Origin of the sequence: Microbulbifer sp. Q7 (assembly GCF_001639145.1) — a bacterium.
GTDB lineage: Bacteria > Pseudomonadota > Gammaproteobacteria > Pseudomonadales > Cellvibrionaceae > Microbulbifer.
This window is the reverse complement of record NZ_LROY01000002.1, coordinates 2,172,696-2,192,313: the sequence shown is the minus strand read 5'-3', so window position 1 is coordinate 2,192,313 and position 19,618 is coordinate 2,172,696. Positions and strand designations below refer to the sequence as shown.

Below are 19,618 nucleotides of genomic sequence, written 5' to 3'. Positions count from 1 at the left end.
GTTTCCTTCTAATTTTAGGAATTAGAAGTCTACGGTCATGCCCAAGAACATGTAGCGACCCAGAGCGTCATACATGCCCGGGAAGGTGTTGCCGTTGCCGTAGATGCTGGGACCAGCGTCTGCAGTCAGCGGCGGCTCTTTGTCCAGTACGTTGTTGATACCGGTACGTACGCGGATCTTATCGGTTACACCGTAAGACGCGGACAGGTCGAGGTAGTTCACAGCGTCAAAGTCAGCACCGTTGCTGCCATTGTCGGTAGTGCCACCAATGTGACGCCATCCGCCCATGACATCCAGGTTCCACGGAGTGATCCAGGTAGCGCGCAGAGTGCTAACCAGCTCCGGGGTGGGGCTGCCGCAGGAACCGCCCCAGGTGCCAACACAAGATTCTGCAGCTTCAGTTGGAACTTCTTGCTGCTCCCACTCGGTGAGGTAAGTAGCGATCAGGTTGAAGTCTACAGAACCCATGTTACCTACATCCATGCCGTAGTTAGCATTGATGTCTACACCGGAAGTGCGGAAGTAGCCGATGTTGGTGTTGGTAGACTCGATGTTGGCATCGCCAATCCACAGGTTACCGTTACCGCCGCGGTTTACTTTGTCACAATTGACGTTGTTGTACAGGCAAAGGTTCAGAACTGTTTCAGAGCTGACTGCTGAGATCGCGTTTTGAACGTCGATGTCAAAGTAGTCAACGCTCAGGTTCAGACCTTCGACGAAGGACGGAGTGTAAACGAAGCCGAAGGACAGGGTTTCAGATTCTTCCGGCTCGAGATCCGGGTTGCCACCGGTAACTTCGTTGTACTGGCCCGCTGGAGAATCCAGGTTGGAGCCGTACTGAGAAGCGGTGATGCCGGTACGCTGACACTCTTCCAGGGTAGCGATCATGGCGGTACCACAAGGGTCTACGTCCATGTCGAACAGGCCGATGCCTTGGGCACGGAACAACTCAGAAATGTTCGCTGCACGCGCTGCAGACTGGAAGCTTGCACGCAGCTTCAGGTCTTCAGTTGGAACCCAATCAAGGCCGATTTTGTAAGTGTCGGTGGTCTTGTTGGTAGAGTAGTCAGAGTAGCGGTAAGCAACTTCCAGGCCGAGGTATTCAGCACCAGCCATGCCGGAGAGGATGGGCAGGCGTGCTTCGGTGAATACTTCGTCCACGCTGAAAGAGCCAGACAGCGGGTTAGTTGGGCCGCCTTGACCTGCACCTTCACCATTCTGGAAGCCCTGGTCAGGGTTGTAGTCCAGTGCTTCGCGACGATGCTCGTAACCGAACACTACATCGACGCCCTGATCAGCAGTCGGCAGTTTAACGCCGTAATCAGACAGGTTGCCAGCTACGTAACCGGAGAAGATTTCTTGTTCGTTGGTGCCGCGAGCGAAGAGAGGCAGTACCAGGTAGTCGATTGCTTCCTGAGTTACGCCACCTTCTTGGAAAATATTCCAAGGCACACAGTTCGGATCAGAGCCGTCCAGAACGGACTGACATACTGGGTTGCCATCTGCATCGGCGCGAACGTCCAGAGCGCGAGCGATACGTGAGGAACTCAGGTCGTTCATGTAAGTCTGTTCGAGGCTGACTTCTGCCAGCTGGTAGTACACGTCGTAGTTCCAGCTGTCATTAATGTCACCGCGCACACCAAACACACCGCGGTAGGAGGTGTGGCGCAGGTCATCTTGACGGGGGCCGCCTTCGACGTTACGACGGCCGATATAAATAGCGCCCGGGTAGGTAACAGCCAGGCCAGTGTCTGGATCGATCACGGCGTTGCCATCTGCGTCAGCAGCGGTAACAACCAGGTCGCTCATGGACTGATCTTTGGTCAGGCCGTAAACACCACAGATCGCTTGATATTGTTCTTCGGAAAGGAACGGGTTGCCACAATACAGGTCGTTGGTTACGAAGAAGGCACCAGAAGGAGCAATCTGTGCAACGGTGCGGTCATCGTTGAAAGACAGCTGAGTGTAGGCAGTGGCCTTTTCGTTGATGTCGTAGTGTGCAAATGCACCCATGGACCACTTTTCGTCCGGACGCTGGAAGTAGTTCAGCGGACCGTAGTTATAAAGCTGGCTGAACTCGGTGAAGCCGTTGCCGTCAACGCTGTAATCAAAGCCTTCAGTGTCAACGCCATTGTTCACGCCGAAATCGGTGAAACGGCCCCAGGGCACAGTGGAGGAGCCACCGCAGGAGAAGCTGTCGGGGCTGCCACGCAGAGCACAGCCGCTGTAGTCGCGGTCTGCCTGGAGAACGGCGTCGATCTTGCGGTAGTTTGCATAAGCAGTGACGTTACCACGGCCATCTTCAAAGTTGGCACCGAATACCATGGTGAAGTCGTTGGTTTCACCGTCGGTAACCGAACCGTCAGCAACGTCGAATCCGCGCTCTTTTACCACGCTTTGGATGTTGCTGTTGTCATTGTCGTGCTGATAAACGCTGGTCTGAGTCTCGAAGCGGAACCCTTCGAAGTCGTCCATCATTTTGAAGTTCACAACACCGGCGATGGCGTCAGAACCATAGGTAGCGGAAGAGCCACCAGTCAAAACTTCAACGCTTTCAACCAGTGCGGCAGGAATTTGGTTGAGGTCCGCAGCGGAGCTGGTGAAAGGGGAGCCTGCCGGCATACGGCGGCCATCCATCAGTACCAGGGTGCGGCTGATGCCCAGACCACGCAAGTCAACAGTAGCAGTACCGGTTGCGCCGTTTGCCTGACCCGCGGTTTGCGTCGCAGCAACTTGCGGAAGGTCGTTGATCAGGTCTTCAACCCGAACAACACCGCTGGCTTTGAAATCTTCTGCACTTACTGCAGTCACCGGGCTGACGCTTACGTCATTCGCGCGCTGGATTCGAGAGCCGGTAACTACCACTTCTTCTACCATCTGCGCGTCTTCTTGCGCGAATGCTGGCAGGGCGGGAACCATGATCGTAGCGGCTACGGCTACGGACAGGAGGTTCTTTCTCATTGTAAATCCTCTCTTGATCGTTGGATTTATAGTGTGTTGCCAAGAATTGGCGTGTGCGGAAACGACTACCCCCAAGTGGTCATTTCCTTCCCAACGTGTATTTAACGTATGGGGGAAAAGTTCCCTCAAAAAAATTTATGAATATTTGCAAATAAACCAAAGTCAGCTTGGACAGCTGTGTCAATTAGCGTTGGCAGACGCTCGTCTGAAGTTTCAGGTATTTGCCGGTATGGCTGGTGATGCAGGAAGGGCAGGAAAGGTCGGGCATAAAAAAGCCCCGCCGGGTGGGGCGGGGCTGGGAGGAGATGTTTCGGGTATTAGAACCGCAATGTCACGCTGCCGTAGAAGAAGCGGCCGACGGTGTCGTAGCTTCTCATCAGGGTGTTCATGTCATCGTTGTTGGTGACGTAGGGCGGTTGCTGATTCCAGACGTTGCGGATACCGCCGGTCAGGGTCACGTTCTCCCAGCGGAAGTAGTTGAAGTTCACGTCCTGGTACCAGGTGGCATCGATGTGCGTCGCCAGGTCACCGGGCGATGGATCGAAGTCGTCCACTTCACCGAGCATGCGTACAGTCGTAAAGGCGCTCCAGCAGTCGTACTCATACCCCACGGTGCCATAGAACTTCCACTCGGGGAAAGCCACGATGGCGGTAGTCACCGGGTCGGCGCCGAAGAAGCCTGCCAGATCAACGGTGGGGTCCTCTGAGCTGCCGCGATACTTCCATTCGTGAAGGTAAGTGGCGGAAAGGTTGACGCTGACTATGCCGGCACCGGCGTCCACGCTGTAGTCGAATCCGAGGTCGACACCGGAGGTCTCAAAGGTAGCGACGTTCTGGCTGTTCAGCAGCTGGCCGGCGATGGTCAGGTCAGAGGCACGGCGTGTGGGTGCTCCCTGGGATGGGCTGGTGCCCACGGCCGGTGCACCGGTGATCAGGTTACACAACGGCGAGCTGAAGTTAGGGCTCTCGTAACAGCCCTGCACGATGGTATTCGTGGTGAGGGTGCCGATGGCGTCGTCGATACTGATATTGAAGTAATCGACGGTGAAGCCCATGTCGTCAGTAAAGCTCGGCGTCCACACCGCACCCAGTGTCCAGCTTTCTGATTTCTCTGCTTCCAGATCCGGGTTGCCGCCAAACAGGCCGGTAGCCTGGGTAGAAGCAATGGTGGTGCCGGGGGCAATGCCGTCGGCGGCACAGTTCGCCTGCACGTTGGCGTTGTCTGCAGTGCCGTACTCGTTACAGGGATCCGAATAGCTCTCTGCTGACACGGTTGGTGGCAGGAAGAGGTCATCGAGACCCGGAGCCCGGAAGCCCTCGGAGTAGGTGCCGCGGAAGCGGAGCTCATCCAACGGTGCGTATTCGAGCACCACCCCGAAAGTAGTGTCGTCACCGATGGTGCTGTAGTCCGAATAGCGGAAGGAGGCTTCGAAGGCGAGTACTTCTGCCCATGGGCGTCCATCCAGAATGGGAATGCGGACCTCGCCGTAGAATTCGTCAACGCTGTAGTTGCCGCCCCAGGCATCGCCGCTGACGAAGTAGATTTGCCCAATTTGCGCGGCTCCGTCCGGGACAATTTCTGCGCGCTCCGATCTGTGTTCGTAGCCAACCGCCCAGGCGGGCGCCTCGCTTGCCAGGCTCCAGTCGCCGAAATCACCCACCAGGTTGGCTTGTACGCTGCGCAGGCTGGAGCGCTCTACCGGGGAGTTGGTCACCAGTGCATAGTTTTGCATGGCGGGGGTCAGCGACCCTTCCACGAAGGGGTTCCATGCGGGGACGTTACCGGAATCGGCAAGCGCTGCCGCACATTCCGGGTCTGCCGCACAGGCCGCGGGGTCGAGCAGATTCTGGAAGCGCACGGTATTGCCGCGGCCGCGGTCGATCTGAGAGTCGACCCAGCGCGCGTAGTTGTACGAGAGGTCCCAGGTCCACTCGTTACAGAATTCGCCCTCGAGGCCGATCACACCGCGCCAGGTGTTCAGGTCCTGGGAGAACGCGCGGCCACCGGTTTCTTCCAGGCGACGGCCAATGTTGACGGGTTCGCCAATGGGGTTGTAGGGGTTAGTAACGGGAACCTCGGGGCCCCAGAATGTGCCCTCGGCGGCGAGCAGCTGGTCCGAGCGACGGTTGACGAATGACAGTTCGCTGAATGCGTTGATGGTGGTTACGTCTTTCCAGTCGTACAGCTCGTAGGTACCGTAGCCGTACATCGAAGCGACTTCTTGCGGTGTAATCAGGTAGCTGACTGCGGCGAAGTTGTAGGCGTCGGTGGCCGCATTGAAGTCGCGCACGACTCCCGTTACCGGATCAACAATAAGCTGGTCGGAGTTTGCGGTCGGGGAGAAGCGGGCCGGAGTTGTGGTGGCGCTGCCGCCACAGACGACGTTGCCGCCAATCTCACGCAGGGGGCACTCGGAGAACCGGCGATCGGACTGGAAGATATCCTCCCGCTTGGTGTACTGCGCGTTGATCATCACGTGGCCGCGATCATTGGACGCGCCCAGAGTCATGGCAGCCAGATACTCATCACCGTCACCGTGGGTGGAAGCCCCGTAATCGAAGGTCAGCTCAGCGCCTTCGAATCCTTTTTTGGTGATGATGTTAATGACCCCGGCGATGGCGTCGGAGCCGTAAATGGTCGAGGCGCCGTCGCGCAGGATTTCTACCCGCTCAATGATGGAGGTGGGGATGGTGTTCAAGTCGACCACCCCGGTGGCACCAGCTGAAGAGCTAAGGCGACGGCCATTCATCAAGATCAGTGTGCGGGAGGAGCCCAGGCCGCGAAGCGATACGGTTGAGAGACCGGCACTGCCGTTGTTCACCGATGAGCCGAGCTGGCCGCCGGTCATTGATGGAATGTTTTGCAGGAAGTCTTCCAGCGTTGTCTGGCCCGATTGCTCCAGTGCTGCAGCATCGAACACGCTAATTGGGGTGGCGCTATTCGCATCGGTCGCACGTTGAATGCGAGAACCGGTTACAACAATTTCCTCAACCTGCGCCTGTGCATCCTGAGCAATAGAAACGGTAGAAAAGCTGGATGTTACGGCGGCAGCTGCGATCGCGCCCTTGATTGCCCGAGAAAGACGGGTTTTGTCCATGGTATACCTCTCCTGATACCGGTGATGTTCGCCGAATATGGCCGTGCCCTCCCTGACAACTACGCACTTCTATCAACAGAGGCTTGCTATCAACCCTAGAACAATTTTTCTTTCTTCAAGGTTATTCGTGAATGAAATTGCGCCTTTGGTTCGTTTTCGCCAATTGTGGCGTCAAAAAAAGAAAAAATGACGAACCGGATGTGCAGTGGTTTTACGGCCGCGCGCAGTTAGTGGCTGCGCGGGTTTTGACGAAATTGCAGGATTCTTTGCGAAAAAAAGAAATTCGCGAAGCTGTGCAAACACACGGTTGTCCGCAGGCCAGCCGATGGCTGCCCGCGAACCGTGCGATTCACAATCAGAATAGAGGGGAAATCACCAATGGTGGTATCGGTGGCAGCGGCTGCTTCACATTGTGAAGCTGAAGGTGGCGTACCAGTAGCGCCCGGTCAGGTCGTAGGTGCGCGCATCAAAGTTGTCGTTGAACGCAGAGGCGGCAAACGGTGGTGCTTCGTCCAGTAGGTTGTCGATACCTACCGCAAAGCGGTAGCCGCTGGGCATGCCGTAGGCTACCTGCAAGTCGTGCGTCGACCAGCTGCCGATTTGACGGGTCACATACTGGTCGTTGACGGTGAAGCTTTCCTTCAGGCCGCTGACATAATGCACGGTATACCCGGCCTCCCAGCGCCCCCGCTGCCAGTAAACCCCGGTGTTGGCTTTCCATTCCGGCAGTGAGCCGGCCCCGCCGCTGGCAGAGTCGGCAAAGGTGCCGGAGAGATCTTCCGTGGGGCTGCCGGGTGCCAGCTGGTTGAGGTAGCTGGCCATGTGGCTGCCATTCATGGACCAGCGGAGAAGACCCAGTTCGCGGGACTGGTGTTGGTAACGCAGGCTGGCGTCAATGCCGCGTACTTCCCGGGCGCCAATATTGAGGCGAGTGGCAACGATCCGCGTGATATCGCCGCGGGCATCCCGTATTACCCGGTCCCCGAACAATCCATTGGTTGCATTTTCGTTGATCAGGTACTGCGGGCTGGTATCGATGACGTCGTTCTGGCGTATCTCGAACAGGTCCAGGCTGGCATGAAAGCCGGTGTAGTCGCCCGGTGTCCACACGATGCCAAGGGATCGGTTGTCCGAAGTTTCGGGCTGCAGGTCGGGGTTGCCGCCAAATTCGGTGAGGTACTGAATGCGCGCCTGGTCCGCACGGCCACTGCAGCCCGGCAGCGAAGAGGCATTGCTGTTGGTGCACGGATCGAAAAGGAATTCCTGACTCTGGTATCCCGTCTGGTTCATGTCCACCAGCGTAGGCGCCTTGAAGCCGGTGGCGTAACTGGCACGCACGAGCAGGGAGGGGGTGGGGCGCCAGCGCAGCGCCACCTTCGGATTGGCGGTATTGCCGAAGTCACTGTAATCGGAATAGCGAATGGCACCATCCAGCCACAGGGCGTTCGCCTTAAGAGGTAGGGAAATTTCGCCGAATGCCTCGCCGATCAGGCGCATGCCCTGGGCAGAGCCGGAGGCAATACCGCCAATCAGTGACAGTCCGTTGATGTCGGTCGAGGTGAAGTCGATGGCTTCCCGGCGGACTTCCACGCCCGCGGCGGCCAGTATATCGCCGGCTTGGTTCCGCCCGAGCGGGCCGTCGGCAATATAGGTCAGGGACGCCATGCGGCTGGCGCCGTTCACCCGGTTTTCCCCACGTATGAAGTCCAGCTGTTCGCCATCAATACTGCCCGGGGTGCCGAGCAGATTGATCGGAACACAGCTGGATTCCGCGTTGCAGGTGTCGCTGCCTTTCAATCCTGCGGACAGGCGGATCGGGTCAATGAGGTTGGTCAGGCGCTCCCTGGCCTCGGTGTAGTGGGCGGCTGCGGTGAGCTCCCACTGCCAGTCGCCGGCATCGCCCTTCAGGCCGCTATTGAGTCGCCAGGTGTCGGTGCTGTTGTGCTGAACCCGTGGGCCCAGTTCCAGCACGCGTTTGCGCACGTCGGTGATTTCTTCGCCAAATGGGTTGTACACCTGGTCAGCGGCAATGCTCAGGTCGCCGTTGTCAAAGCGGGTAAATACCGGCGTGGCCGCCATGGTGGATTCGGCGCGGGTGCGCACGGCCATAAGCTCCGCATAGGTCGCCACCGTGTCGCTGAGCCTTTGGCTGCCGGCAACATATAGGGACTGCTTTTCCGAGGGCACCAGTGCGGAGGTCTGCTCGCGGAAGTTGTACAGGTCCTCCGGGGTCCACGGGGTGTAACCGTCGCCGCGGTTGCTGACAACGCCATCAGACAGGGCGATAAACCCCTGGGGGGAGGCGGAGGAGCGAAGATCGGTGCCGCCGCGGGAGCGGTTGTCGGCGGAGGCGGAGAGATCGCGGTCGCGGCTGAAAATTTCCCCCTGCCGGTAGTGGGCCAGGCTAAACATCAGGTGGCGTTCTTCGTCACCGGCACCCCAGGTCACGCTGTACGACTGGGTTTGCTGGTCGCCGCGCTCTGCCTGGCCGTAGTAGCTGTTCAGCGAGAGGCCATCGAACTCGCGGCGCAGGATGATATTCACCACGCCGGCAATCGCGTCTGAGCCGTACACCGCAGAGGCGCCATCTTTCAGTACTTCGATTCGGTCAACGGCAGACAGCGGGATGGTATTCAGGTCGGCGGCTTCGCCACCGAAGCCATTGTTGACGATGCGGCGGCCGTTGATCAGCACCAGAGTGTTACTTGCCGGCAGCCCGCGCAAGGTCACGGTGGCGGTGCCGTTGCCACCGTTGGTGACCGAGGTGCTGGTGGAGTTGCCAGACACTGCTGGCAAAAATTTCAGTAGCTCGGCGACCGTCTGGGCGCCGGTGATCTCCAGCTCTGGTTGGGCGAGTACGTCAATCGGGGCGTAACTGTCCAGCTTCAGGTGGCGGAGGTGACTACCGGTAAGGTTGCGCCCGGTGACCGTGATCTCTTCCGCCGGAAGGAGCCTTGATTTGTCGCTCTCTTCCGTCTCCTCGCTCCGGGCGATTACGGCGATGGCATTGGTGCCCGTGTGGGTGAACGTGAGGGAGGTTTTTTTCAGCAGTTGGTGAAGCGCGGGGGCAATGCTGCCATCCGGCGTGTCTAGCTGCTGCTGAGGGATATAAATAGAAGAAGCACGGCGATCCTGGACAACGAGAGAGACCCGACACTGGCGCCCAAGGGTGATCAGCGCCCGGGAAAGAGGGCCCGAGGCAAGCTTTACCCCGGTTTTGGGGCAGGACGCAACGGCACTTTCAGAGAGTGCCAGTAGGCCCGTCAGTGACAGTACAGCCCAGTGCCTGAAGTTCAACTCTGCTCATCCCACCTGCAAAACCGACGCGATCGGCGATCGGGCACTGCAGCTTATTGCTGTTTAGTAGTGTGGTTGGGGTGACCGATGCGCTTTTGGCTAAAAAAAGAACGGTCACCCGAGGCAGGTTTTATATCTCAGTTAGGCTTGGCTGACAAGAGAGTCAGGTTGGGATTGCTCTGGTCCTGCTCGAGACCCAGTGCTGCGGCGATCGCAGCCAGGGTGCTTTCCGGGTCGGTCAGCTCGAAGGTGCCGGACAGCGTCTGGTCGCTCACCGCAGGGGAAGCGGCGGCAGGAACCTTGAGATAGCGGTTGAGTTCTTCCAGGGCTTCGCCGAGCGGTGTCTCATCAAAGACCAGTTGTCCGAGCGTCCAGTCCAGCGCCTCTTCCGGCGAAGTGCGGCCGACGTCAGACAGGCCGCTTTTGGACACGCTCACCTTCTGGTTGCGGGTCAGCTTGACCGACTCTGGCTGCAGGCCGCTGGCGGTGCGGGCCTCGCTGACGGCTACGGTGCCGCCAGTTACCGAGATGCGGGTATTTTGCGGATTGCGTTCTACATTGAACTGGGTGCCAAGAACGCGGATGTTGGCGCTGCCGGCTTCCACAGTGAATGGGCGCGAGGTCTGGCGAGCCACGTCAAAGAAGGCTTCACCACGCAGCAACTGTGTGCGGCGGGATTCCCGGCTAAAGCTGACAACCAGCTCAGAGTTGGTGTTGAGCTTCACTTCGGAGCCGTCGGGCAGGGCAATGGTGCGGGTCTCGCCAACGGCGGTGGTATACATCTGCTGCGGTGCAGGGGCCTGCTGAAGCCACTGGTTGCCGATCCACAGGGCAATGCCGAGGCAGGCAGCCACGGCACTTCCGCCCATCAGCCACTGGGGCAAGTTCCAGCCGCTAACTTCAGTGGTACTGGAGTGGGTGGCGGGGCGGGCTTTGGGGGTTGCAGAAGTGCGGCTGGCCCGATAGTCCGGGCTCGGAACGCTCTCCGGGTAGAGCTCATCCAGGGGCATGTGCGAAAGTGCGCCCAGGTCACCCCAGAGTTCGGCCATCTCGTCAAACGCCTGGCGGTTAGCAGCGGACTGAGCCATCCATTCGGCAAAAGCGCGGCGGTCAGCTGGGCTGATCGCGTCGGATCGCAGGCGAGCAACCCAGGCGCATGCCTGGTCCAGCCTGTCTTCCGTTGGTACGTCTTGTACTTCCTGAGGGTTCACCGCACTAATACCTTGTTTTCCGATAACCTGTTTAACTGCCTGTCAGAGATGACTATGAAGTATTAGCGCTTTGCGGCACCATCAATATGGCACCTATTGCTACCCCATTGCACCAATATGGTGCTTAGGCTCGCTACTAATATCAACAGCTCTGTCTTCCGTGTGCAATCTTTGCGACAAATCAACGCAAAATTTAGCACATATTTACTGCAGGGTCCGCATTTTGTTGCAAGGATGCCGCTGCTCATAGATAAGACGAACGATGGTCCGGGCCCCTCAAACAATTTTAAAAATTTTTGCTGCAAGGCAGTGCGCCAGACATTTTTAATGCGCCAATCTTGTTCAGGCTTAGAGGGTAATGATCCCAATCAGCGCTCGTCTACCGAAATGAGACGAGGTGGCTCAGTGTTGAGATGCGGGGAAGGGCTATAAGTTTCCGACTTTCTTGCGGCACATTTTCAGCGCCTGCAGGATGTACTTCTCCACGCTGCTCACGGAGATGTTCATTTCCTGGGCAATTTCGGCATAGGAGAGACCGCGGCTGCGGTGCAGCAGGAAGGCTTGGCGGCATTTCAGGGGGAGGCTGTCCATGGCATCGTGAATCGCCTGCAGCTGCTGCCGGGCGGCCAGAACCCGCTCCGGTGACTGGTGGAACGCATGGTCGTCGTCGGTGGCAGTGGCGCCTTCTGCGGGAAGCTGCTGGCTGACGTACTCCAGGTGCAGCTTGCCCCGGCGCAGTTGGTCTACCGCCAGATTGTTGGCGATCTGGAACAGGTAGGCACGCGGGTTTTCGAGGTCTTTCTCGTCGCTGAGTTTCTGCAGGCGCAGATAAGCGTGCTGGGCAATGTCTTCAGCATCTTCGGTGCTGCGCACGATACGGGTAATGAACCGCACCAGTGCCTGGCCGTGGTCGGCAAACAGCTTCTCCAGAAGTGTCTTCCGGGCTCTATTCATCAGTTGGCGAAATCCCCGTACAGCGCTCGTATTGCTTGTTGTTGTGAGTGCCTTGCCGTCGTTGGCTTTACCGGCATTGGTCTCGAGCACGGGCAAGTTATAACACAGGCGCACAGCAATCGACGAGTGGTCGTTTTGGCACGATGAGTTGATCAGGCAGGTGTGGAGGGGCCTTTGGCTGCGCCCGGTGCTGGCGGGTCTCTATTCCTGCGCGGGGATGCCGGTATAATGGCCGGCTTCTCGCGGTGTCGGCCGCGACACACATCGATCCAACCACAGCACCTGTAGGTGCGGAGAGCGAATGAGTTATCAAGTACTGGCGCGCAAATGGCGGCCGCGACTGTTCCGGGAGATGGTGGGGCAGGAGCACGTGCTACAGGCCCTGATCAACGCCCTGGATAACAATCGCCTGCATCATGCCTACCTGTTCGCCGGTACCCGGGGGGTGGGCAAGACCACCATTGCACGGATTCTGGCCAAGTGCCTGAATTGTGAAACCGGCGTCAGCTCCGAGCCCTGTGGTCAGTGCTCCGTTTGTACCGAAATTGCCGACGGCCGGTTCGTTGACCTGATTGAAGTGGACGCGGCATCCCGCACCAAGGTCGAGGATACCCGGGAACTACTGGAAAATGTCCAGTACGCACCGACGCGCGGGCGCTACAAGGTGTACCTGATCGATGAGGTGCACATGCTCTCCAACAGTTCGTTCAATGCGCTGTTGAAGACGCTGGAAGAACCGCCACCCCACGTGAAGTTCCTGCTCGCCACCACGGATCCGCAAAAATTGCCGGTGACGGTGTTGTCCCGGTGCCTGCAGTTCAACCTCAAGAATATGAGCCCGGAGCGCGTGGTGGCGCATCTGCGCTTCGTGCTGGAAAAAGAGCTGGTGCCCTTTGAAGAGGCTGCGCTCTGGCATTTGGGCCGCGCTGCCGACGGCAGTATGCGGGATGCCATGAGCCTGACCGACCAGGCCATTGCCTTCGGTGGCGGCAAGATTAGCGAGGGCGAAGTGCGTGCCATGCTCGGCACGCTGGACAGCACCCTGGTGTGGAAACTGGTGCAGGCGCTGGCGGAAGAAAATCCCTCCGCCCTGTTCGCCGCCGTCGATGAGCTGTCCCAGCAGGCGCCGGACTACAGCGCGGCACTGGCAGAGCTGGCGGCCATTCTGCACCGCATCGCCATCGCTCAGGTGCTGCCGGAAGCCATCGACAATGCGCTCGGGGATGCTGAACTGTTGCAGCATCACGCCGCTTCCATGGCCGCGGAAAATGTTCAGCTGTTCTACCAGATGGCCTTGCTCGCGCGCCGCGACCTGCCGCTGGCACCGGATCCCCGCGGCGGCTTCGAAATGGCCTTACTGCGGATGCTCGCCTTTAAACCCCAGGGAGTTGCCAATATCCCCACGGCGAGCCTGTCCGGGGCAAACCCGTCTGCCGCGGCACCCGCGCCGGCGGCACTCGCGCAGAATACACCAGTGCAGGAGCCCGCATCTGCGCAAGGCTCTGCCAGCGAGGCGCCGGGCTCGACGGTATCCGCTCCCGAGGTGCCGCCAGCGCGCGTGCCCTCAGAAAACGCGGCAGTGTCGTCACCGCAACCGCAACCGCAACCGCCTGCGGCGATGGCATCGGAGGTGCCTCCAGTGGCCCCCGAGCCCGGCCCTGAATCGGCGGCCCCTGAACGCGCTGCTGGCCAAGCTCATGGCCAAGCCCCTGCGCCGGTCGATGACGCGCCGCCCTGGTCTGAAGATCCCACGCCGCCGACTTCGGTTGCGCAACGCCCGCCCGAAGATCCGGAACAGGCGCTACCGGCAAAAAAGCCCGTCGCTGAGCCGGTGCCGCCGCAGGCTGTGGTGGAGGCGCCGGCACCTGCGGTTGCGCCCCAAGTGCCGGCGTCGCCCCCTGCTCAGCCAAAAGATGAGCGCGCAGCCCTGCGCGAGCAGTTGCGTCAGCAGGTGGCGGCAGTGGAATCGACGCCGGGCCAGGCGCTGGTGGATCAGGCTCTGGCCCAGCCGCAAGCCCCAGAGGCAGGCAGCCTGCAGCCCGCGCAGGAGGTGCAGCAGCCAGTGCCCAGCGCACGCCTGGATGCCCTGTCGCCCGGGAGCTGGCCAGCCATGTATCCCCAGATTGGGGTGACCGGTATCCTCCACTCCATTGCGTCGCACCTGGAGTTACTGGGGCGGCAGGACAATATACTTTCTTTTACCCTGGATCAGTCGTTCAGCAGCCTGTACGACGAGGGCCACCAGCGCCGGCTGGCGGACGTGCTTGGCGACTTCTTCGGTCAGCCGGTCACGGTGCAGATCCAGGTGGGCGAGGTGCATGGCGGCACGCCGGCGCGCTTGATTGCCGCCACCAAAGAAGCACAGCTGCTCTCCGCCCGGGATGCGCTGAATAAGGACCCCGTGGTGCAGGATTTGCAGTCTGAACTTGGTGCCCAGCTGGTGCCGGAATCGGTCGAGTATCTCGGGTAACTTTGTCTGTTTTATCGTGGGTGTGACGCCGAAAAATGTTCGGCGCACACGCCCACAAGTTATGTATGAATTGATTAGGTGGTGGAAGCCATGATGAAAGGTTTTGGCGATTTGATGCAGCAGGCCCAGAAAATGCAGGCCGACATGCAAGAGCGCATGGAAAAAATGCAGAAAGAGCTAACGGATCTGCGCGTCACCGGCGAGTCCGGTGCGGGCATGATCAAGGTGACCATGAATGGTCGTCACGATGTGGTGGATGTGAATATCGACCAGAGCCTGCTCGGCGAAGACAAGGAAATGCTGGAAGATTTGCTGGCCGCCGCGGTTAACGACACCGTGCGACGCGTGGAAGAAGTCAGCCAGAAACTGCAGAAAGAACAGATGGGCGGTCTCGCCGCCGGCATGAACCTGCCGGAAGGGTTCAAGTTTCCCTTTGGTTGATGCCCGGAAGTGTCGATTGCTGCTGGCGCAGTGTATCGACACTGGCCCACCCAAGTGATTTTCGGGTCCGGTAAGGACCCTTTTTCTTTTTTTGAAATGGTCGAACGCACACTATGTTCAGCCCCCTGATTGAAGACCTGATTCGCGCCCTGCGCTGCCTTCCCGGCGTTGGCCCCAAATCCGCCCAGCGGATGGCCATGTATCTGCTGGAAAAAGACCGGGAGGCCGCCGGCCTGCTCGCCAGCTCATTGCAGCAGGCGGTGGAAAAAGTCGGCCGCTGTAGCCGGTGCCGCACACTGACCGAACAGGACGTCTGCTCCCTGTGCAACAACACTCGCCGGGATCACGCGCTGCTGTGTGTGGTGGAAACGCCGGCGGATGTGCTGGCCATCGAGCAGGCGGGCAACTACCACGGGCTGTATTTTGTGCTGCACGGCCATTTGTCGCCGATCGATGGCGTCGGCCCTGCCGATATCGGCCTGGATCTGCTCGGCGAGCGTCTGGGTGAAAAAGTCGGCGGCGGTATTGGCGAGCTGATTATCGCCACCAACCCCACCGTGGAGGGCGAGGCAACCGCGCAGTTCATTGCGGAACGCGCGCGCGCCAAAGGCGTTTCTGTCAGTCGTATCGCACACGGGGTACCCATCGGGGGAGAGCTTGAATACATCGATGGCGGAACCCTGGCCCACGCTTTCAACAGTCGCACGGTGTTGTAATGACGGACCCGAAGACCAGTACCTCCATCGCCGAGAAAAAACTGGTGGATACCACACCAGTGTGGATCGACAGCAGTGAACAGCTACGGGCGCTGTGCGAGCGCTTGCGCACACAGGCGGCCGTAGCACTGGACACAGAGTTCATGCGCAGCCGCACGTTTTACCCGCTCCCCGCGCTGGTGCAGCTGGGCGATGGCAAGCGCTGCTATCTGGTGGACAACCTGGCGATTGAAGACCTGGAGCCGCTGCGGGCATTGCTGCTGGATACCCGCGTGACAAAAATCATGCACAGCTGCAGCGAAGATCTGGAAACACTGGATCGCTTGCTGGGGGTGGTGCCGGAGCCGATCTTCGACACCCAGATTGGTGCCGCCATCACCGGTATGGGCGCAGGGCTTGGCTATGCCGCTACGGTGAATCAACTGTTGCAGATCGACCTGCCCAAAAGCGAAACCCGGTCCGACTGGCTGCAGCGCCCGTTGAGTGAATCTCAGAAGAATTACGCTGCGCTCGATGTCGCCTGGTTGCCGCTGGTGTACGCCATGCTACTGAAAACCCTGCGGGAGCAGGAGCGTCTGGCATGGTTGCAGGAGGACTGCTCCGCGGTTATCGACGCGGCAAAAACACCGGAGCCCCCGGAGCTCTATTACCGCAAAGTGAAGGGTGCCTGGCGTCTGCAGCCGGCCCAGCTGGCCGTATTGCAAGACCTTTGCGCCTGGCGTGAGCGGGAAGCGCGCGCGCGCAATATGCCGCGCAACCATTTGCTCAAAGAAAATGTGTGCATGAGCCTCGCCCAGGCCATGCCCAAGTACCTGGCGACCCTTTCCCAGCCCGGGCTGGAGGGCAAAACCCTGCGCAAGTATGGCGACACTCTGTTGCAGATCATCGCCCAGGCCGGTGCGCGCAGTGACCTGCCCCCAAGGCTGCAGCAACCGCTCAACCGGGAGCAGGGCGAGGTGCTGAAACTGCTGCGCAAAAAGGTGGTCGCACTTGCAGAGGCGGCGGGGCTGCCGCCGGAGATTCTGGTGCGTAAAAAAGAACTCGAGCAGCTGGTACAGGCGGATACTCCGGTACTCGAAGGGCGGCTGACAGGCTGGCGTCGCGCCGTGGTTGGTGAGCCGCTGCTGGAAGAATTAAAGGCCCTGAAGTGTGGTTGAGTCCACCAACTGCACCGTTGAAACATTGAATCGAGAACGTAATTGATGAAGGTCGTGTGTGATATTTACCGCAGCCCGCGGGAACAAGAAATGTACCTGTATGTTGAAAAACAGCAGGGGCTTGGTGGCGTGCCGGAAAAACTGCAAGAACTGTTCGGCAAGCCCGTGCACGTGAGCACCCTGTTGCTGACCGCGGAGCGCAAGCTCGCACGCGCGGATGTGGAAAAGGTCATGCACGCCGTCAAGGATCAGGGCTACTATCTGCAGATGCCGCCGGTAGTGGATGATGAGATGCGGGCGATTGCCGCCCAGAACAGTAAGCTCCCGCGGGGCTGAGCGGGTCACTGTGGTAAGCCAACGCCCCTTCTGGCAGCGCAAAAAACTTGCGGAAATGACGCCGGCCGAGTGGGAGTCGCTGTGTGATGGATGCGGACGTTGTTGCCTGCATCGCCTGGAGGAGGAAGAATCCGGTGAGGTCTTTACCACCTGCGTTGCGTGCAAATTGCTGGATACTCACAGCTGCCGCTGTAGCGACTACCCAAACCGCAAACAGCGGGTACCGGATTGCATTCAGCTGACACCGGACGATGCCGCCAGCTTTACCTGGTTACCCGCCACTTGCGCTTACCGTATTCTTGCGCAGGTCGGATCGCTGCCGGCATGGCATCCGCTGGTGTCCGGCGATCCGGAGAGTGTGCACCGGGCGGGTATTTCCGTACAGGATAAAGTGGTCAGCGAAACCGAAGTGCCTGCGGAAGACTACGAAGAGTACATCGTCACCTGGGTGGGGGACGATTAAGCGGTGCGGCATCGCCGCCAAATCATCAACAGATAACAGCAAACGAAAAGCGAATTAAAAGATGGCGGAAGAATTCAAATTTGCCTGGTCGATTTATGCCGGTGGCACGGTCATTCTGCTGGCCGCAGGCTGGTGGTTTATGCGCAACTGGAGCTGGTCCTGGGTGCGCAACCTGATTTTGCTGGAAGCGGCTACGGTATTGCTGGTGCCCGCGCGGGGCGCTGCCGATGGCCCGCTGATGCCGGTGCTGCCCCTGTTTGTATACCAGACCGTGTTTGAGGAAGAGGGCGCCGCACCGGAAGTGGCTGCCAGCCTGGTATTTGCCGCCGCTGGTGCGCTGGCGGTAATGCTGATTGTGGGCATTGTGACCCTGATACTGCGCCGCCGAAAGGACCGGCCGATGACCGAGAGTGACCAGTACTAATCATCCATTTCTTCGAATCAGCGCCAGTGACCGACGCGCGCGGTAACTGGCGCCATTTCATTTCCCCTGCCGCGCTCCGCGGCTCCCGATCACCCGGCTAACTGCTATATCTATTAAGGCCCGCCGCAATCTCCGCCGCGATGCTCCGCAGGCAGAGCGTTCAACCGGTGAGAAATCGTATGGCGCTTGCGCCAGGGTGCACCCGACAACGGCCAGGACGCCGAAGAAAAACGCACAAAATTCAGCAGTGCCTGCAGTGCATGGAATAAAGGGACAGGGATGCTTGATCACCTGCTAATACTGACCGCGGTCATGCTGGTCTCCGGTATCCTCGGTGGCCTGGTGAACTACTACCAGATGCTGTTTACCGAGGAAGACCCCGCGGGCCTGGCCCGTTGCCTCATCATGGGCCTGTGCGGTGCCTTGATGGTGCCCATTTTCCTCAAGTTCACCCAAAGTGACCTGCTCATTGAGATACAGGGTGATCCCTCCCGCCTGCTGATCTTTACCGGTTATTGCCTGCTCGCGGCAATTGCCTCGCGCATGTTCGTCTTCAATGCCGCCCGGCGCCAACTGCGTGATGCGAGCATCGCCCGCGCTCGGGTAGAGAACCTGGAGCAGGAAATCCGCGCGATGCAGCTGGAGATGATGCCGCTGCTGGAGCACGAGATCGAGGGGGACCCGGATCAGGGCCCCACACTGGACTTCAATCAGATTCGCAAGCTCGACGACAACGCCCTGCATGTACTCAGCCTGCTCAATAATGGCGACTGCGTATTCCGTTCCCTGGCCGGCATGGTGCAGGAGGGTAATATGGAAACCAACTCGGTGGCGCGCGCCCTTAACAGTTTGCTGGTGCTGGAAATGGTCGGCAAAATTCACAGTCACCTGGGCATCCGCTGGTACATCACCGACAAGGGCCGCCAGGTGGTGCGCCGCCGTCGCGCAGAAATGGCCTGATTACCCGGTACCCTCTGGTATTCGAGCTGGTATCCGCACCTTTCTGACTGACTCATCAAGTCTGGTCGCGCTCTCCTCGGGGGCGGCCGCTGCCGTCATTTAATCTGGCCGATTCCGCCTTGGGCACCTTCCCGTACATCCTTTACCATGGTCACTTTACGTGTATAGCAATTCGGAGCGGCCATGAAATTCACCGGAACCGACAGTTACGTCGCCACGGACGATCTGCAAATGGCGGTGGACGCGGCAGTGACCTTGCAGCGCCCGCTGTTGATCAAGGGGGAGCCGGGTACCGGCAAGACCCTGCTGGCAGAAGAAGTGGCCAGCAGCCTCGGCCTGAAACTGATCCAGTGGCATATCAAATCCACCACCAAGGCCCAACAAGGCTTGTATGAGTACGATGCCGTTTCGCGTCTGCGGGATTCCCAGCTGGGGGTGGACCGGGTGCACGACATCGGCAACTACATCAAAAAGGGCAAGCTGTGGGAGGCCTTTGAGGCCGACGAGCGGGTGGTGCTGCTGATTGACGAGATCGACAAGGCCGACATCGAATTCCCCAACGATCTGCTGGTGGAAATCGACCGTATGCAGTTTTATGTATACGAAACCGGCGAGACCATCACCGCCAAGCAGCGCCCGATTGTGATCATCACCTCTAACAATGAGAAGGAGCTGCCGGATGCGTTCTTGCGCCGCTGTTTCTTCCATTACATCAGCTTCCCCGACCGTGCGACCATGCAGAAGATCGTGGATGTGCATTACCCGGCCATCAAGCAGCAACTGGTGTCGGAGGCAATGGATATTTTCTTCCAGATCCGCGAGGTGCCGGGGTTGAAGAAAAAGCCTTCCACGTCCGAGCTGATCGACTGGCTGAAGCTGTTGATGGCCGATGATATTTCCGAGGACGTTCTGAAAAATCGCGATGCCACGTCTGCGATTCCTCCGCTGTATGGCGCGCTGCTGAAGAACGAGCAGGACGTGCATATGCTGGAGCGTCTCGCTTTCATGGCGCGTCGTGAAGGGCGCTAAAGTTACAATTTCGTGGCGGTGATGCTGGCGGGTGGAGGTTTGCGAAACACGGGCTAGGCGCCCCCCCCCCTCAACCCATCCCTGGGGGCTCTGCACCGCCA

15 protein-coding genes are annotated in these 19,618 nt (G+C 59.2%); 10 read left to right on the top strand and 5 right to left on the bottom strand.

The window, feature by feature from the left end; all coding sequences use genetic code 11:
- Positions 1-21: 21 nt before the first annotated feature.
- Both AU182_RS14810 and AU182_RS14805 read right to left on the bottom strand, forming a co-directional pair.
- Positions 22-2,961 (bottom strand): TonB-dependent siderophore receptor, encoded by a 2,940-nt coding sequence (locus AU182_RS14810; RefSeq protein WP_066966882.1) that lies wholly within the window; start codon positions 2,959-2,961, stop codon positions 22-24.
- A 317-nt stretch (positions 2,962-3,278) separates the two neighbouring features.
- The gene (locus tag AU182_RS14805; protein WP_066966879.1) at positions 3,279-6,059 is read right to left on the bottom strand and encodes a TonB-dependent siderophore receptor; all 2,781 of its coding nucleotides are present in this window, start codon (positions 6,057-6,059) and stop codon (positions 3,279-3,281) included.
- A 131-nt stretch (positions 6,060-6,190) separates the two neighbouring features.
- On the opposite strand from AU182_RS14805, the gene AU182_RS14800 reads away from it, so the two are divergent.
- Positions 6,191-6,475, top strand: a complete 285-nt coding sequence (locus AU182_RS14800) for a hypothetical protein (protein WP_066966876.1) — start codon at positions 6,191-6,193, stop codon at positions 6,473-6,475.
- Here AU182_RS14800 and AU182_RS14795 read toward each other — a convergent pair.
- The 3 genes from AU182_RS14795 to AU182_RS14785 all read right to left on the bottom strand — a co-directional run bounded on the left by AU182_RS14795 (position 6,465) and on the right by AU182_RS14785 (position 11,521).
- Positions 6,465-9,356: a TonB-dependent receptor gene (locus AU182_RS14795; RefSeq protein ID WP_227718286.1), complete on the bottom strand. Its 2,892-nt coding sequence runs from the start codon at positions 9,354-9,356 to the stop codon at positions 6,465-6,467. The two genes, AU182_RS14800 and AU182_RS14795, sit on opposite strands and share 11 nt — an antisense overlap.
- Before the next feature lie 137 nt (positions 9,357-9,493).
- Positions 9,494-10,567 carry a FecR family protein gene (locus AU182_RS14790; protein WP_066966873.1) on the bottom strand — a complete coding sequence of 358 codons (1,074 nt, stop codon included), beginning with the start codon at positions 10,565-10,567 and terminating at the stop codon, positions 9,494-9,496.
- A gap of 426 nt (positions 10,568-10,993) precedes the next feature.
- The gene (locus AU182_RS14785; protein WP_066966871.1) at positions 10,994-11,521 is read right to left on the bottom strand and encodes an RNA polymerase sigma factor; all 528 of its coding nucleotides are present in this window, start codon (positions 11,519-11,521) and stop codon (positions 10,994-10,996) included.
- Positions 11,522-11,822: 301 nt separating this feature from the next.
- Here AU182_RS14785 and dnaX point away from each other — a divergent pair, with 301 nt between their 5' ends.
- The 9 genes from dnaX (at position 11,823) to AU182_RS14740 (ending at position 19,517) form a co-directional block, all read left to right on the top strand.
- Complete coding sequence (dnaX, locus tag AU182_RS14780) at positions 11,823-13,991, top strand: DNA polymerase III subunit gamma/tau (RefSeq protein WP_066966868.1); 2,169 nt, start codon at positions 11,823-11,825, stop codon at positions 13,989-13,991.
- Between the two features lie 93 nt (positions 13,992-14,084).
- A complete protein-coding gene (locus tag AU182_RS14775; RefSeq protein ID WP_066966865.1) occupies positions 14,085-14,432 on the top strand; it encodes a YbaB/EbfC family nucleoid-associated protein in 348 nt (115 codons plus the stop codon).
- A gap of 113 nt (positions 14,433-14,545) precedes the next feature.
- The gene (gene recR / locus AU182_RS14770) at positions 14,546-15,148 is read left to right on the top strand and encodes a recombination mediator RecR (RefSeq protein ID WP_066966862.1); all 603 of its coding nucleotides are present in this window, start codon (positions 14,546-14,548) and stop codon (positions 15,146-15,148) included.
- Positions 15,148-16,305, top strand: a complete 1,158-nt coding sequence (rnd, locus tag AU182_RS14765; protein ID WP_066966859.1) for a ribonuclease D — start codon at positions 15,148-15,150, stop codon at positions 16,303-16,305. Before recR ends, rnd begins: the two co-directional genes overlap by 1 nt.
- 45 nt (positions 16,306-16,350) lie before the next feature.
- On the top strand, positions 16,351-16,641 hold the full coding sequence (locus AU182_RS14760) for a YcgL domain-containing protein (protein ID WP_066966856.1): 291 nt from the start codon (positions 16,351-16,353) through the stop codon (positions 16,639-16,641).
- Between the two features lie 10 nt (positions 16,642-16,651).
- Positions 16,652-17,104: a YcgN family cysteine cluster protein gene (locus AU182_RS14755; RefSeq protein ID WP_066966854.1), complete on the top strand. Its 453-nt coding sequence runs from the start codon at positions 16,652-16,654 to the stop codon at positions 17,102-17,104.
- 61 nt (positions 17,105-17,165) lie between these two features.
- Complete coding sequence (locus AU182_RS14750) at positions 17,166-17,528, top strand: hypothetical protein (protein ID WP_066966850.1); 363 nt, start codon at positions 17,166-17,168, stop codon at positions 17,526-17,528.
- Positions 17,529-17,807: 279 nt separating this feature from the next.
- Positions 17,808-18,488 (top strand): YEATS-associated helix-containing protein, encoded by a 681-nt coding sequence (locus AU182_RS14745; RefSeq protein WP_066968220.1) that lies wholly within the window; start codon positions 17,808-17,810, stop codon positions 18,486-18,488.
- A 183-nt stretch (positions 18,489-18,671) separates the two neighbouring features.
- Positions 18,672-19,517, top strand: coding sequence for a MoxR family ATPase (locus AU182_RS14740; RefSeq protein WP_066966847.1), 846 nt, complete (start codon positions 18,672-18,674; stop codon positions 19,515-19,517).
- Positions 19,518-19,618 lie beyond the last annotated feature (101 nt).

Bases quoted from the DNA above. Each gene is read 5' to 3' on its own strand.
- AU182_RS14800 (WP_066966876.1), top strand. From the start codon at position 6,191: ATGAAATTGCGCCTTTGGTTCGTTTTCGCCAATTGTGGCGTCAAAAAA.
- AU182_RS14745 (WP_066968220.1), top strand. From the start codon at position 17,808: ATGCTTGATCACCTGCTAATACTGACCGCGGTCATGCTGGTCTCCGGT.
- AU182_RS14760 (WP_066966856.1), top strand. From the start codon at position 16,351: ATGAAGGTCGTGTGTGATATTTACCGCAGCCCGCGGGAACAAGAAATG.
- rnd (WP_066966859.1), top strand. From the start codon at position 15,148: ATGACGGACCCGAAGACCAGTACCTCCATCGCCGAGAAAAAACTGGTG.
- AU182_RS14775 (WP_066966865.1), top strand. From the start codon at position 14,085: ATGAAAGGTTTTGGCGATTTGATGCAGCAGGCCCAGAAAATGCAGGCC.
- AU182_RS14805 (WP_066966879.1), bottom strand. From the start codon at position 6,059: ATGGACAAAACCCGTCTTTCTCGGGCAATCAAGGGCGCGATCGCAGCT.
- AU182_RS14810 (WP_066966882.1), bottom strand. From the start codon at position 2,961: ATGAGAAAGAACCTCCTGTCCGTAGCCGTAGCCGCTACGATCATGGTT.
- AU182_RS14785 (WP_066966871.1), bottom strand. From the start codon at position 11,521: ATGAATAGAGCCCGGAAGACACTTCTGGAGAAGCTGTTTGCCGACCAC.
- recR (WP_066966862.1), top strand. From the start codon at position 14,546: ATGTTCAGCCCCCTGATTGAAGACCTGATTCGCGCCCTGCGCTGCCTT.
- dnaX (WP_066966868.1), top strand. From the start codon at position 11,823: ATGAGTTATCAAGTACTGGCGCGCAAATGGCGGCCGCGACTGTTCCGG.
- AU182_RS14740 (WP_066966847.1), top strand. From the start codon at position 18,672: ATGAAATTCACCGGAACCGACAGTTACGTCGCCACGGACGATCTGCAA.
- AU182_RS14750 (WP_066966850.1), top strand. From the start codon at position 17,166: ATGGCGGAAGAATTCAAATTTGCCTGGTCGATTTATGCCGGTGGCACG.